This is a genomic window from Dentiradicibacter hellwigii, assembly GCF_041770905.1.
GTDB lineage: Bacteria > Pseudomonadota > Gammaproteobacteria > Burkholderiales > Rhodocyclaceae > Propionivibrio > Propionivibrio hellwigii.
In genome coordinates, this window is record NZ_JBEUWX010000002.1 from 1,439,080 (window position 1) to 1,453,055 (window position 13,976).

General features: G+C 61.7%; 13 protein-coding genes. 2 read left to right on the forward strand and 11 right to left on the reverse strand.

Going from position 1 to position 13,976, the window contains the following annotated elements; translation table 11 throughout:
• Positions 1–134 precede the first annotated feature (134 nt).
• Positions 135–1,076 (forward strand): ATP-binding protein, encoded by a 942-nt coding sequence (locus ABCS64_RS08900; RefSeq protein ID WP_418891492.1) that lies wholly within the window; start codon positions 135–137, stop codon positions 1,074–1,076.
• Entirely contained in the window at positions 1,073–2,059 is a 987-nt protein-coding gene (locus ABCS64_RS08905; RefSeq protein ID WP_418891493.1) for a Nudix family hydrolase, read from the forward strand. Before ABCS64_RS08900 ends, ABCS64_RS08905 begins: the two co-directional genes overlap by 4 nt.
• Here ABCS64_RS08905 and ABCS64_RS08910 read toward each other — a convergent pair.
• The 11 genes from ABCS64_RS08910 to ABCS64_RS08960 all read right to left on the reverse strand — a co-directional run bounded on the left by ABCS64_RS08910 (position 2,045) and on the right by ABCS64_RS08960 (position 13,942).
• Positions 2,045–2,308, reverse strand: coding sequence for a DNA gyrase inhibitor YacG (locus ABCS64_RS08910; RefSeq protein WP_418891494.1), 264 nt, complete (start codon positions 2,306–2,308; stop codon positions 2,045–2,047). The genes ABCS64_RS08905 and ABCS64_RS08910 overlap by 15 nt on opposite strands.
• On the reverse strand, positions 2,305–3,075 hold the full coding sequence (zapD, locus tag ABCS64_RS08915; RefSeq protein WP_418891495.1) for a cell division protein ZapD: 771 nt from the start codon (positions 3,073–3,075) through the stop codon (positions 2,305–2,307). The genes ABCS64_RS08910 and zapD overlap by 4 nt, the downstream gene beginning before the upstream one ends.
• Before the next feature lie 462 nt (positions 3,076–3,537).
• Entirely contained in the window at positions 3,538–4,155 is a 618-nt protein-coding gene (gene coaE / locus ABCS64_RS08920; RefSeq protein ID WP_418891496.1) for a dephospho-CoA kinase, read from the reverse strand.
• A gap of 23 nt (positions 4,156–4,178) precedes the next feature.
• Entirely contained in the window at positions 4,179–5,027 is an 849-nt protein-coding gene (locus ABCS64_RS08925) for a hypothetical protein (RefSeq protein WP_418891497.1), read from the reverse strand.
• Positions 5,028–5,116: 89 nt separating this feature from the next.
• Positions 5,117–6,481, reverse strand: a complete 1,365-nt coding sequence (locus ABCS64_RS08930) for a TrpB-like pyridoxal phosphate-dependent enzyme (RefSeq protein WP_418891498.1) — start codon at positions 6,479–6,481, stop codon at positions 5,117–5,119.
• A gap of 181 nt (positions 6,482–6,662) precedes the next feature.
• Positions 6,663–7,049 carry an S-adenosylmethionine decarboxylase family protein gene (locus ABCS64_RS08935; protein WP_418891499.1) on the reverse strand — a complete coding sequence of 129 codons (387 nt, stop codon included), beginning with the start codon at positions 7,047–7,049 and terminating at the stop codon, positions 6,663–6,665.
• 78 nt (positions 7,050–7,127) lie between these two features.
• The gene (locus ABCS64_RS08940) at positions 7,128–8,813 is read right to left on the reverse strand and encodes an NAD(P)-binding protein (protein ID WP_418891500.1); all 1,686 of its coding nucleotides are present in this window, start codon (positions 8,811–8,813) and stop codon (positions 7,128–7,130) included.
• Positions 8,814–8,915: 102 nt separating this feature from the next.
• Positions 8,916–10,415, reverse strand: a complete 1,500-nt coding sequence (locus ABCS64_RS08945; protein ID WP_418891501.1) for a polyamine aminopropyltransferase — start codon at positions 10,413–10,415, stop codon at positions 8,916–8,918.
• A gap of 159 nt (positions 10,416–10,574) precedes the next feature.
• Positions 10,575–10,718, reverse strand: a complete 144-nt coding sequence (locus ABCS64_RS08950; protein ID WP_418891502.1) for a hypothetical protein — start codon at positions 10,716–10,718, stop codon at positions 10,575–10,577.
• A 140-nt stretch (positions 10,719–10,858) separates the two neighbouring features.
• Positions 10,859–12,799, reverse strand: coding sequence for a DUF4178 domain-containing protein (locus ABCS64_RS08955; protein WP_418891503.1), 1,941 nt, complete (start codon positions 12,797–12,799; stop codon positions 10,859–10,861).
• 45 nt (positions 12,800–12,844) lie between these two features.
• The gene (locus tag ABCS64_RS08960; RefSeq protein ID WP_418891504.1) at positions 12,845–13,942 is read right to left on the reverse strand and encodes an SPFH domain-containing protein; all 1,098 of its coding nucleotides are present in this window, start codon (positions 13,940–13,942) and stop codon (positions 12,845–12,847) included.
• Positions 13,943–13,976: the final 34 nt, after the last annotated feature.

The window sequence follows — 13,976 nt, forward strand, 5'->3', positions numbered from 1 at the left end:
CGCCGAACCCGCGATTGATCAGGCCACACAGCGTCCAGAAAAAACCACTGGCCGACGCGCCTACCGCCTATCCATCGCGGAAAGACGAACAGGACCCTACACCGAAAAGACAATTTGAAAAGGCAATTCGCGCCATGACCGACACCACCCGCAAAACCGACCAGAGACCCGATCAGACCTTCGCCCCTTTTTTGCATTTTCTGCAACGCGCCGAAACGCTGTTTGATCGCCTCGACCCTTTGCTGCCGCCCGCTTCCGCCGCTCCCGACTGGCGCGATGCCGTGGCCTTCCGCTGGCGCAAGCAGGGCGCGGCCGGCTTCCTGGCGCCGGTGCGCAAGCTTTCCCGAATCCGCCTCAGCGACCTGAAGGACATCGACGAGCAGAAAGCACGCATCAACGCCAATACGCGCCAGTTCGTCGCCGGCCAGCCGGCCAACAACGTCCTGCTCACCGGCACGCGCGGTTCCGGAAAGTCCTCGCTGATCAAGGCACTGCTCAATGAATATGCGAAAAAAAGCCTGCGCGTCATCGAGGTTGACAAGAACGATCTCGTCGATCTGCCGCTGATCGTCGAACTTATCGAGGAACGCCCCGAACGCTTCATCGTCTTTTGCGACGACCTTTCTTTTGATGCCGGCGATGCCACCTACAAGGCGCTCAAAGTCGCGCTCGACGGCTCGCTGGCTTCGGCGCCGGAGAACGTCCTGATCTACGCCACGTCGAACCGCCGCCACCTGATGCCGGAATATTTTGAGGAGAACCTTGAAACCAGCCGCGTCGGCGAAGAAATCCACCCTGGCGAAGCGATCGAAGAAAAAATCTCGCTCTCCGAACGTTTTGGCCTCTGGCTCTCGTTCTATCCTTTCGACCAGGATGCCTATCTCAATATCGTCGCCCACTGGCTCAAGCATTTTGGCTGCGACAAGAATGCCATTGCCCGCGCCGAGCGCGATGCGCTCAACTGGGCATTGATGCGCGGTTCCCGCAGCGGCCGTGTTGCCTGGCAGTTCGCCAAGGACTGGGCCGGCGCACAGGCTGTCCAATCTGCGGGGAAAACGGCGAAAAAAGCGCCATGAACGCATCGCTCAGCGGCATTACCCAGGTTTCGGCGGGAATCATTCTGCGCAGCGGAAAAAATGATCGAGACGAAAACAAAAACAGCGAATATCTGCTCGCCCAGCGCCCGTCAGGCAAGGTCTATGCGGGCTACTGGGAATTTCCGGGCGGCAAGGTCGAATCGGGTGAAACCTACCACGACGCGCTGACGCGCGAATTGCGCGAAGAGTTGGGTATCAGCGTCACGCACGCCTGGCCGTGGCTGATGCGGGAATTCGTCTATCCGCACGCGCGCGTCCGCCTGAAATTCTTCCGCGTCACGGCCTGGCGCGGCGATATTGTGCCGCTCGAACACAGCGGCATCACCTGGACGCGCATCGGCGATTCCCCGGCCGTTTCGCCTGTCCTGCCCGCCAACGGGCCGATTCTGCGCGCGCTCGGCCTGCCGCCGGTTTACGCGCTGACGAATGCGGAAGAAAACGGAATCGACGCCGAGCTTGCCCGTCTGGAAGACGCGCTGCACAACGGCCTGCGCCTGATTCAGATCCGCGACAAGGGGCTGCCGCCAGCATCGCGGCTGCGCTTTGCACAAGCCGTCATGCAGAAAACCCGGAACTACGCAGACGCCATTGTGCTGGTCAATGATGACGAGGCGCTGGCACGCCAAATCGGCGCGCAGGGCCTGCATCTTTCTGCCGCGCGCCTGATGGCGCTCGATGCCTGCCACAACCTGCGCGCCAGTTTCTCCTGGCTGGCGGCCTCATGCCATACGGACGAGGAACTGACCCGCGCCGCGGCGCTCGATCTTGACTTTGCGCTGCTCAGCCCCGTGCTGCCAACGCCCTCCCACCCCGGCTCGACGGGCATGGGCTGGCGGCCGTTTGCCCGCCGTGTCGAAAATGCGCCGCTGCCCGTCTTTGCGCTCGGCGGCATGACGCCGGCGCGGCTCGATGAGGCCTGTACCCACGGCGCGCACGGCATCGCCATGCTACGCGGCTGGTGAGCCGCCCGCCGGCGAGATGCCATTTCCGCCATCGCCTGCATTCCCAGCATCGGGATCGTCAGCCGGCGCCTGCGCCGGGATGCGGTAGGACTCCGAGGCCCAGGCGCCCAAATCGATCAGCTTGCAGCGCTGGCTGCAAAACGGCCGGTAGGGATTTTCCGGACTCCAGCGCGAATCGCCGCCACACTGCGGGCAGCGCACGATGCGTTCGGCAGGCGAGGTGTTTTCGGAATTTTCAGAGCGTTTCATAGAATGCAGAACACGAGATCGAACGGCACCTCGACATCGCTCCCGCACTGGCGGGAACGCTGCCCGCTGAGCCCCAGCTGCGTGAAGCGGATATTAAGCGCGTAGCGGTTGGCGCTGATTTCGGGGATAAACGGGGTCTGCGGGTCGAGCATGACACGCACCATCTGCTGGGAGACGATGCCGCTCATCATGCGCTGGAACGCCCCGCCTGGCGCCAGGTGATGCTCCGGCTTACCGCTGCTGCCGCGCAGCAGACGGAGGACGACCTCCACGCCCTGCCGCAAGGGCTGGAAGGGGTAGAACCAGCCCAGCAGCTCCTCGCTCCGCACTTCCGGCGGCAGGTGCAGCCAGTAATGATAGGACGGCAGATCGAACTCACACATGCCGCCGGGGATCGACGAGCGGCTCTTGATCGCCATCAGCCAATCGTTATCGCGCAGATGCTGCCCCAGTTTGCCGGGCATGGCGAGCAGGGCGGTCGATGCCTGCTCCAGTTCAGCAAGCACGCTGGACAGCGCATCTTCAGAAATAGCCGGATTATTGCGAAAACCGAGCAAAGCCTGGCGCTGGCGTTCCAGCTCCTGAATCAGGTCCAGCTTCAGATCGACGCGCCCGGAAACGTCAATGATCTCAAAGAGCGCCAGCAGCGCCGCATGATCTTCATACGCGCCACTCTGCGCAAGGAAATAGTCAGCCTTGGCGAACAGATCCTCCAGCCGCAACAGCGTGCGAATCCGTTCGCTGAAAGGATATTCGTAAATAATCATGCGCTTACTGGCTCGGTATCACGGGCATCATTCTGCGGCATTTAGCGCAAAATCTCAACTGAAGGGGGATCGCCGCAAAACCCGAAGCGCCCGCGCCAGCCAGACCCTTCCCAAAAGGATGCACGCCAGCCCCCGTATTTCGGGCATCTCCGGGCACACTGTCCGCAAACGCCCTATTTATAAGGGTTTCAGACGTTCCTGCCTGGAAACGTCCTATCCACGCGGGTTTCAGGGCACTTATATTTGAGACACCCAAAATATAGCGGCTCGACTTTGCCAAAAGACAAGGCGGTAAAGCCGCAGGCAGCACAAATAGTACGGCAAGGCCAGGCCAACACAGCAAGGCAGTATTTTGACAAAGGAATCCGCTATTTTTCCGGTTTATATTTTTTGATGATCTGAATCCCTTTATTTACGGGGACATCCGGGCATTTTATGTTTTCTGCTTCGTTTCTTCGGGGCTCAGGGCCGCTTTTCTGACGCTGCTAAATAGCGATCATGCAGCGCTTCGACCTGCGGGATGAGTGCCGCCAGATCGCCGTTGTTGTCGATGATGTCGTCCGCCGCCGCACGCCGCTCGGCGCGGGCGGCCTGGGTGGACATGATGCGGCGCACTTCATCGGCCGCCAGACCGCTGCGCGCCATGACGCGCTGCTCTTGCACTGCCTCGTCGCAGTCGACCACCAGCACGCGCCGGATGTGCGCGCGGTAGGCGCCGGATTCGACGAGCAAAGGCACCGCCAGAATGACGTAGGGGGAATGCTGCGAAAGCGCCTGTTCGCAGCGCGCCAGCGCTTCGTGCCGGATCATGGGATGCAGGATGTCTTCCAGCCGCTGCCGGACGCCGGCGTCGGCAAAGGCCAGGCGACGCATGGCGGCGCGGTCGAGCGCGCCGGCGGCCGACACGACCGCCGAGCCAAACGCCGCGGCGATCGCGGGCATGGCTGCGCCACCAGCGCCGGTCAGTTCATGGGCAATGGCATCGGTATCGACGACGGCAATGCCCAGATCGGCAAAGCGGGCGGCGACTGCGCTTTTGCCGCTGCCGATGCCGCCGGTCAGGCCAACGATAAAGCCCATGATTTACCCGCCCATGCCGGCGTCTATTTTGCCTTGCAGGACGCCAGCCGCGCTTTGGGCAGCGCGCCGGCAATGGCCTGCCGCAAAGCGCCGGCCCGCGGTTCCGGCCCGCGCAGTTCAAGCTGGTAGGTTGCCGAGCGCGTCTCGCGCTCGCCCACACGCGCAGCATCGATGCCTTTGAGGCGCAGATCGGTTCGCCGTTCCTCGGCCGCTTCGCGGGTCGAGAACACGCCCAGCGAAATGGCAAAGCGCATGGCTGGCGGTTCCTGCACGATAAAGAATTCCGGCGCCCCGGCCCGCTTGAGCGCCTCGCTCTGACGATCGGCCGCCTGCCGGCTGCCCAGCGGCGGAATGAATACCCAATAGCTCCGGCTGCCGGCAGAGGAACGGCGATCGACACGAAAATCGCGGAAACGGCCGCCGGTGATCTCCGTAACGCGCGCCAGCTCGTCGGCGTTCAGATCATTCAGCGTCAGGCAAACCATGCTGACGGGTTTTTCCGTCTTGCCCGGTTCGGTTTTTTCCGGTGCCGGCTTTGCGGGGGCGTTTTCTTCCGCCCGTCTGTCCGTGCTTTGCGGCGTTTCCCGAGCCGGCTGATCGCCCTGCACGGGGCTTGCGCGGTCCGCCGGCATTTGCGGCGCAACCGCTTCGTTTTGTTTTTCCGGCGCAACCGGCTCGTTTTGTTTTTCCGGCGCTTTCGCCGTCGGCGCGGCCGAGGATTCGTCACGCGCGATGATATTCACCCGTTCCGCCATAAGCTGCCGCCGCTGCATCTGCCCGGCGCTCATCGACGCCTCATCGCCGAAATACCCCCGTGTCCAAGCCAGAAACAGCAGGTTGGCCACCCCTAGAAAAAACACCAGCGCACGCATTTGTCGACCCTCCCGATCTTTTCCGCCGACGCCTTGACCCGCTCTCCCTGACCGTCTGACGTGGTCTTTCAGGACGCGGCGTCAGCCGCTTAGCCGACCTGCGGCAAGCATTTCAGGGATTTTTCAATGGCCGCTTCCGGATAGGAGAAGTCCTCCAGCTCGCCGGAGAAATAGCGGTCGTAAGACCCCATGTCGAAATGCCCGTGCCCGGTCAGGTTGAACAGAATCGTTTTCGGTTCGCCGCTTTCCTTGCAGCGCAGCGCCTCGTCGATGGCGGCGCGAATGGCATGGCAGGATTCCGGCGCAGGAATGATCCCTTCGGAATGGGCGAACATGACGCCGGCTTCAAACGTTGCCAGTTGCGGCACGGCCACCGCTTCAATCAGCTTTTCGTGATACAGCTGTGAAACCAGCGGCGAAGCGCCGTGGTAACGCAAGCCGCCGGCATGGATGCCCGGCGGCATAAAGTCGTGGCCGAGCGTATACATTTTCATGATCGGCGTAAAGCCGGAGGCATCGCCAAAATCGTAGGCATACTTGCCGCGCGTCAATGACGGGCACGAGGCCGGTTCGACGGCCACCAGCCGCACCTGTTTGCCATGATGGCCGCCGGCGGCGTTATCGGCAAAAAACGGAAAGGCCATCCCCGCGAACGATGAGCCGCCGCCGCACGGCGCAAAAACGACATCGGGCCAGTCTTCGGCCAGTTCGAACTGCTTTTTCGCCTCCAGACCGATGATTGTTTGATGCAGCGCCACGTGATTGAGCACCGAGCCGAGCGCGTAATTGGTATCGGCGCGCGCAGCCGCTTCTTCCACGGCTTCCGAAATCGCCAGCCCCAAGGAACCCTGGTTATTGGGATCGCGCGCCAGCGCATCGCGGCCGGTCTGGGTCATTTCCGACGGGCTGGCGAACACTTCCGCGCCCCAGGTTTGCATCATCGAACGGCGATATGGTTTTTGCTCGTAGCTGACCTTGACCATGTAGACGCGCACGTCGAGACCGAACATTTGCCCGGCCAAGGCCATTGAACTGCCCCACTGTCCGGCCCCCGTTTCCGTCGTGATGCGCCGGATGCCGGCCTGCTGGTTGTAATACGCCTGCGCCACCGCCGTGTTCGGCTTGTGCGAACCGGCCGGCGAAACGCCTTCGTTCTTATAGTAGATGCGCGCCGGCGTGCCCAGCATCTGTTCCAGCCGCGCCGCGCGCACCAGGGGCGAGGGCCGCCACAGACGATAGATTTCGCGCACCGGCTGCGGAATAGGAATCCAGCGCTCCGACGACATCTCCTGTTCCAGGATCGCGGTCGGGAAAATCGCCGCCATCTGCTCCGGCTTGGCCGGCTGCCCGTCGGCGCCCAGCGGCGGGAGGGGCGGCGTCGGTAGGTCGGCGGCAACGTTGTACCAATGAGTGGGGATTTCGGACTGGGGCAGAACAAAGCGCAACGATTCCATGAAAACTCCAAAGACAGTCAGTGCAAATGCAGTCAATAAGATTCAAAAATGCCAAGAACGTAAGTATAGCCTTGTCCGCCGCCTTGCACACCGCCTATCTGCCTGCCTTATCGGCCGCCACTATCCGCCGACCCTATCTGCCGGCTATCCCTACTGGCGGAGATATCGCGCGTGCGCCCGCTTATACGGGCGGCGTGCCGATCTGTCCACGCACGATCTCGCGCTGTACGCAGCGGTGCGGGCAGAAGCGGGCGATGAGCTGCGCAAACGCGGCGCGCGCCGCCGCACTGTTGTCGCGGCTAAAGTTGCAAACGTAAAGATCGAGCGTCACCGCCCGCAATTCAGGCCAGGTATGCACGGCCAGATGCGATTCGGCGAGCACCACCGCGCCGGTCGCACCCGCCAGACGGCTGCCGTCCATGAACTGATGGAAAGCCTGCGCCACCGGCGTCAGCCCGGGGCTGGCGCAAACCGCCAGGCACACTTCACGCAGCGTTTCGACGCGATCGAGCAGATCGCGAGCGCAGGTGCATTCATGAAGTTCGGCGATGAGGTGCAATCCGTGCATATCGTTTTTTCTCGTTCTCTTCCCGTGTTTCTGGCGTCTTTTTGACCTTCTTTGCCCCGATATAACGCTGCTGGTTTTTTATGTCGATGCCGGCGAATCTGCGCGTGCGCCGGGGACAAGGGATGAAACAAAATTTCTGCCCAGCTGCCGCATCACCCGCTCTGCCGCCAGCACGCCGCGATATTGCGCTTCCTCGAACAGCGAAAAACCGCTGACATCGGCATGGGCAAAGTGTAAACGTTCTCCCGCCCGCCTGCCGCTGTCGGCAAACAGCCGCCGTTCAGGCCCCCAGATCAGGCCGGGCGCAGGACGCACCATCGCATGGGCGTTGCGGTAAATATCGATGTATTCCGTCGCCTGCCGGATATCCGGATGCGCGCGCTCCAGATCGGACAAGATCTGTTCCGCCCAGTGCGCGTAAGACATGGCTTCGAGCTGGGCGCGGCCAGCCGACGGCGCCAGGCCGGACAATGCGCGGTAATACGTCCACACGGTGCGCTGCGGCCACTGGCGGATCATCTGATGCGTGGCGACGACATAGCCGAGACCGGGACTGTCATAGAGCACGTTGTCCCAGGCCAGCGGGACGCCGGCCCGGTCTTCCGGAGCATGTGAAAGCGTCAGGTTGGCGATCAGCCAGGGCACGGCGGCAAAACGCCGGGCAGCGTTCGCCAACCGTTCACGGCCGGAAAAGACGTAGGGCACGATGAACAGCGGCGCCGCCCAGATCAAGTGTCCGGCCAGCACGCGCACGCTGCGCTGCGCCGTCGGCTGCCACAGGTCGATCGCAACGTGCTCGCCCGCTTCCTGTACGCGCCAGGCCAGCGTGCCCGTCATCACCCGCTCGCCGGCATGCGTCCGAACCGAATCGGCCAGCCCGCGCGCCAGCCAGGCATTGCCGCCGGGCGAGGTGAGCACCGTATCGCCCGCCGCATCCTGCGCTTCGCCGCTGCGGCAGGCAAAGTAATGAATGCCCGCCCAGGCCGAGGTTTCGCCGCTGCCCGTGCCATAGTCGTCGCGGCAGGCGTAATCGACGTACCAGTGCAGATGCGGCGAATCGAACCCCTGCGCCCACAGCCAGTCGCGCATTGTCAGTCGGTCAAGCGCAAGCAGATCGCTGGCGCGGCTGGAATTTTCCATGGGCAGGGCGAACGCTGGGCGGCCGTCGTCTCTGCGCTGCCGAAAGGCGGCCATCAGTGCATAAAAACGCCGATATTGCGCCCGCTCGGCCGCTGCAACGCCGATATGCGGCAGCAGGCCGTCTTCCCACCAGCCATTGCGATACAGCCGCTCCTGCGGCACGGCGCACAGATAGCGCTCGTCATAGCGCGGCCGCCGTGCAAACGGATCGCCTGCCAGCACGCCCAGTTCGGCCAGCAGTTCGCGCACGGCACGGGCTTCGGGCGCAGGCAGGGGCAAATAGTGCGCCGACAGCGGGTATTCGCTCACCGCATTGCGACCGGCGCGCGCGTTGCCGCCCGGCTCAGCCTCCAGTTCAAACAGCAGAAAATCCTTGCACCCCGACTTTGCCAGCTTCCACGCCGCCGAGAGGCCGCCGATGCCGCCGCCAACGATCGCTACGGGGATACGCAGGGTTTCCGACGGCGGCGGCAGTTTATCCGGCTCGCGCAGCGCATGCCCCCAATCTGCCGAGGCGCCGGACAGCCTCCCCGGCGGCAAATGCTGTTGTGCCGGGCGCGAACAGCCTGCCAGCGGCGACAGTCCGGCTGCCGCCAGCGAGGTCAGGAAAGCCCGGCGATCCATAGCCTTACGCCCCGGTCAAGGCCGCACATCGGCGTATAGGCGTAAGGCAGCAATACACGCAGCACATGATGGGCGCCTCATAAAGTTGCGCATCGCACCGTCTCATCGGATCGCTTGCTCCCATTCGCGTTCAAAGTAGCGGACCAGCGCCTGATTGTTGAGGCGGTTCACCTCGGCCTCGACGCGCGCCATGTCCTTGGGAAAATCGAACAGCGCCGGCGTCGTTTCCGGCGTCAGAAAGCGCGTCGCCACATCGTATTTCTCCGGCGGCCGGTAGGTGCGCCGGCCGGCCAGCACGTAACCCCATTCGCCGAAGGAAGGTACCAGCGCGTGGTAAGGCGTTGCCGTCAGGCCGACGCTCTCCAGCGTCGTCACAATGCACCAGAACGATTGCCGGGCATAAAACGGCGAGGTGGACTGGATGACGGCCAGCGAATCAGCATGCATGTGTTTTGCCAGCAAACGGTAAAACGCCGCGCTGTAAAGCTTGCCGATGGCGAAATTGGACGGGTCGGGAAAATCGATGATGATGAAGTCGAAGCGTTCGTCGTTCTCCTCCAGCCATTTGAGCGCATCGCTATTGATGAGGCGCAGTTTCGGCGAATTGAGCGCGTCGGCGTTCAGCCGGCGTAGCGCCGGCGCGGTTGAAAACAGCCGGGTCATGGCCGGGTCGAGATCGACCAGCGTGATCGATTCGATCTGCGGATACTTGAGCACCTCGCGCGCCGCCATGCCGTCACCGCCGCCGAGAATCAGCACACGCTGCGCCTGCGGCAGGCTTGCCAGGCCAGGATGCACCAGCGCCTCATGGTAACGGTACTCGTCGCGCGAGGAAAATTGCAGATTGTTGTTGAGGAACAAACGCAGGTCGTCGCGCCAGCGCGTGATGACGATGCGCTGGTAGGGCGAGCTTTCGGCATGAATGATCTCATCGGCATAAAGCTGCGCCTCGGCAAAATCCGTAAACCACCCGGCGCCGACAAAGCCGGCCGCTAATGCCACCAGCGACACGCCCGCCTGCGCCTTGAGGCCGAACGCACCATGCAGCTGCGCACGAAACAGCCAGAACGCCCATATGGCAACCAGCACATTGAGCAGCCCGAACAACAGCCCGCTACGCACCAGTCCGAGATACGGCACCAGCAGCACGGGAAAGAGAATGGAGACAACCAGCGCACCGAGATAATCGAAAGTCAGCACCTGTGAAACAACGTCCTTGAAACTGAGGTCGTTTTTGAGAATGCGCATGATCAGGGGGATCTCGATACCGACGAGGATGCCGATGAGCAGCACCATCAGATACAGCGCCAGCTTGAACGGCCCGGAAAACCAGACAAAGATAAAGAACAGTGCGGCGGCCGAGAACCCACCCAGGACGCCGACCATGAGTTCGATCTGCACAAAGCGCGCCGGCAGCTTGCGGTCAATGAAGCGGGACAGCCAGGAACCGATCCCCATGGCGAACAGGTAGGCGCCGATCACCGTCGAGAATTGCATGACCGAATCGCCGAGCAGGTAGCTCGACAGCGCGCCGGCGATCAGCTCGTAAGCCAGTCCGCAGGAAGCGACGATGAAGACGGAAAACAGCAGCGCCTGATTCACGGCGGCCTCATCCCTCAACGATCACCGTGTGGCATCGGGCATCCCGTCGGCTACAGCGCCAGGGGTTTTGCGATGACTGGCGCCCACAACAGCAGCGCGCCGGCCACATCAGCGCCGCTGCATGATTGCTGTTGCCGCCCAAGCCGCCACGCACCGCCATTACTTGTGGTACGTCCGGCCCAGGCCGCCCGCATGCCTCGGGACAGGCGAGGCCGTCGATTCAAATAAATTCCAGCCCTGGTACTGGGCATGGGAAAAAAGCGCCAGCATCAGCAGCCCGATCATGATATTGGTCTTGAACATCTGCAATGACTCCCGCCGCTTCGACTAGACGCCCGATTTTTCCATACAGCGTTGCAGCGCCTTGCCGCATATTTTGTTTCCCCGCCGGATACATACGGCAGCGCTTGGGCCACCACCGGATTGATGGTTTATCCGCCGGATCATTCGTCGTCATCCTCCTCTTCTTCTTCGGCATAATCGCTTTCAGCCCAGCGCGCCGTCTCGAAATTGGAACGCCGCAAACACGCCTGAAGCGGGAAAGCCGCCAGGACCAGGATGAGCAGAAAATAGCTCGACCAGCCCACCGGATTGAACGTCAGCGACACCCTGTCGGCAACGCGATAGTCCGCCCTCTTGACGTCACTCCCCAATTCGTACTCGATGTTGAGATAGTAAGTGCCGGCGGGAAGGTTCCTGAAAATGGTAGCGTCCGAGCGTGAACCCTCCGACCAGCGTTCGCCGTCATCGACACCGTAGTAATACCCGATCTCCTGGTCCGCACGATACGCCGCCCCGGTTTGTTTTTCGACCAGCACACTGGACAGCCCCACCCAGTTGTTATCAATATCCGTCTGATGCTGTAGACGCAACGCCCGCACCGGTTCCTTCAGTACGAATTCCTGCGAAGTCAGCAATGGCTCCGCGTTATCTGCGGACAGGATGAAATCTTGCTTAAGAACGCTGCCGCTGGGGGAGAACAGAAGAAAAGCAATCTGTATCAGCGTCGCCACCAGCATCAATACACCATTTAGCCACAGGCTCTTCCGGAATGCCGCATTCCACGGATTGGGCTGGTTAGCATAGACACCACTCTGCTTGGGCGAATCAGCAGTAACGCCGAACGCCTGGCGAATCAGATTCGCCTCGGTATACACGCCTTCCGACCAGGTAACCTCATTTTTCGTAACTTCGCGCGAAAGCATTCTGGGCGGGCAAATGAAGTCATCGACACTGCACGTTTCGCCCACACGGACACGCCAGTAGAATTCACCCAGCACATAATCGACCTCGGCCTGCGCCAGGCTGAAATGCTCAAACCTCGTCTGGGCGTAGCGGATCAGGCGTCTGCTCTGCTGCGGCACCGTCGGCGGACTGGACAGCGTGCGGACGAAATTCCAGTGCCCGTCATATTCCGTCAGCCAGGCAAAACCCTCCTTGGCATTGAATAGCAGGTATTCTCGCCAGAAATATTTTTCACCCCCCGCCCGGGAGAAGCGCTGCATGAAACCGATCGCCTCCCAATCAACACCCGCCAGCCGCCCCTTGCTGCCCAGCGGCAGCCACGGCTGGATACGCAGCTTCTGCGCCGCCTTGGAAAGCTGCTGCACCTTGTCGTTCTCGACGCCAAGCAAAGTTCCGCATCCAGGGCAGCCGATACTTTTGATCGCTATCGAATGAATGGTCAGTGGCGCCGCGCAGTTCGGGCAGCTGAACGCTTCGACCTTAAGGCGCCGACCCGCGTCGGCCGTAGAAAACGATTCGGCAGGCGATTCGTTCAGATTGCTCAGCGCCAGCGCGTCGAATTTCACCGGTTCACCGAGGAACAACAATGGCGGCGATTCGCTGTAGTCGATGGTGGCGAACTTCTGGCCATCGCGCAGGTCGGCGGTATTGACGTCGTAGCCGCTGGCAACCTTGAAGGGCAGCTCGCCTTGCCCGGCAATGCAGCGCGCCGTGGTCAGATTGGTGACCGTAAAGCGCTGGCCATCGATTGCTACATGCGCTTCCGGGCTGAGCGACTTGAAGGACGGCAGTTCCCCCTCGGACGATAGCTGCCTACTGAGCACGTACTCGCCGCCAGCTTCCGATAGCCATGCGGTACGGCCGTCGTCGAACAGGATGTGCCATTCGTTCCACAAACCCGCGTCATAGCTAAGCTGGATGCGCCCGATGACGCCAAAGTGCACGCCCTGGTATTTCCCCTCAGTACCGATCCGGATCAGTGAGGGATCGTCCATCAGATCGGCCATGCGGCCGAGGTTCTCGAGCGATTCGCCATCGCGCAGCAAGGTGCTGCGGCAGAACTCGCAGACGGCATAGACCGACGCCGCCGATTTAAATACGACGGGCGCGCCGCAGGATGGGCAATGGGCGGTTTTCACGGGGAATCCTGAATCGGCGGGAGCGCGTAAATCGATGGTTCCGGATCAGGCAAGCCGACCCAGCAGCTCCGCTTTTTTGGCGTTGAACTCATCCTGCGTCAGGATGCCTTTGGTCATCAGTCCGTGCAGTTTTTCCAGCGTCGCAGCCACTTCGTCGGCCGAAATCGCCGCCGCTGCGCCCCCCGCCGCAGCGGCATTCGCTGGAGTGGCCGGGGACGCCGGCGCTGCCGGCGTAGCCGCTGGCGCAGTTCCACCGGTTTGCAGGGCCTGCGCCATTGCCTGACCGACCAGCTGCCCGGTTCCCAGCCCCACGCCAAGTCCCGCGCCCAGGCCGGCCAGTCCGCCTTCGTTCTGCGCCGCCAGCGGAATTGCATCCGCGGCCTGCATCTGCGTATAGGCCTGCATGCCGCCGATCATGTTGATGCCAATGCGCTTATCGAGCAGCTGCTGCAATTCCTCAGGCAGAGACACATTCTGAACGACAAATGAGTCAAGCAACAGCCCGTAGCGCTCGAAGGCAGGCACCAGCCTTTCCTGGAGCTTTTCGGCCAGCGCCGTCTGGTTCGCCGCCATATCGATGAAAGGCACCCCGGATTCGCCGAACAGGCCGCTGATACCCGCAATGACGAGATTGCGTAGCTGGCCATCGAGGTCGTCGGCGGTATAGCTTTCCCGCGTCCCCATGACTTCCTTGTAGAACTTCTTCGGGTCGGCAAGCCGGTACGAGTAGATGCCGAATGCACGCATGCGCACCATGCCAAAATCCTTGTCGCGAATCGTCACCGGATTTGGCGTCCCCCATTTGCGGTCAAGCTGCAAGCGCGTCGAGAAAAAATAAACGTCCGACTTGAAGGGCGATTCGAACAGCTTGTCCCAATTCTTGAGGTTGGTCAGCAGCGGCAAAGTATCCGTTTTCAAGGTATACAAACCAGGTCCGAACACATCGGCAAGCTGCCCTTTGTCGACGAAAACGGCGATCTGCGAGTCGCGCACAGTCAGCTTCGCCCCGTTCTGGATTTCAAAATCCTGCATCGGGTAGCGATAGGCTAGGATGCCGTCGTTTTCCTCGGTCCAGTGAATAACGTCGATAAACTGCTTCTTGGCAAAGCCCATCAGGCCCCGTTTAAAATCAAAACCGTCCATGAGAGTCTCCCGATACAGAAAAATCAGTGAGAAA

Excerpts from the sequence above, each read along its gene's own strand:
- ABCS64_RS08900 (WP_418891492.1), top strand. The coding sequence starts at position 135 with ATGACCGACACCACCCGCAAAACCGACCAGAGACCCGATCAGACCTTC.
- ABCS64_RS08905 (WP_418891493.1), top strand. The coding sequence starts at position 1,073 with ATGAACGCATCGCTCAGCGGCATTACCCAGGTTTCGGCGGGAATCATT.
- ABCS64_RS08910 (WP_418891494.1), bottom strand. The coding sequence starts at position 2,308 with ATGAAACGCTCTGAAAATTCCGAAAACACCTCGCCTGCCGAACGCATC.
- zapD (WP_418891495.1), bottom strand. The coding sequence starts at position 3,075 with ATGATTATTTACGAATATCCTTTCAGCGAACGGATTCGCACGCTGTTG.
- coaE (WP_418891496.1), bottom strand. The coding sequence starts at position 4,155 with ATGGGCTTTATCGTTGGCCTGACCGGCGGCATCGGCAGCGGCAAAAGC.
- ABCS64_RS08925 (WP_418891497.1), bottom strand. The coding sequence starts at position 5,027 with ATGCGTGCGCTGGTGTTTTTTCTAGGGGTGGCCAACCTGCTGTTTCTG.
- ABCS64_RS08930 (WP_418891498.1), bottom strand. The coding sequence starts at position 6,481 with ATGGAATCGTTGCGCTTTGTTCTGCCCCAGTCCGAAATCCCCACTCAT.
- ABCS64_RS08935 (WP_418891499.1), bottom strand. The coding sequence starts at position 7,049 with ATGCACGGATTGCACCTCATCGCCGAACTTCATGAATGCACCTGCGCT.
- ABCS64_RS08940 (WP_418891500.1), bottom strand. The coding sequence starts at position 8,813 with ATGGATCGCCGGGCTTTCCTGACCTCGCTGGCGGCAGCCGGACTGTCG.
- ABCS64_RS08950 (WP_418891502.1), bottom strand. The coding sequence starts at position 10,718 with ATGTTCAAGACCAATATCATGATCGGGCTGCTGATGCTGGCGCTTTTT.
- ABCS64_RS08960 (WP_418891504.1), bottom strand. The coding sequence starts at position 13,942 with ATGGACGGTTTTGATTTTAAACGGGGCCTGATGGGCTTTGCCAAGAAG.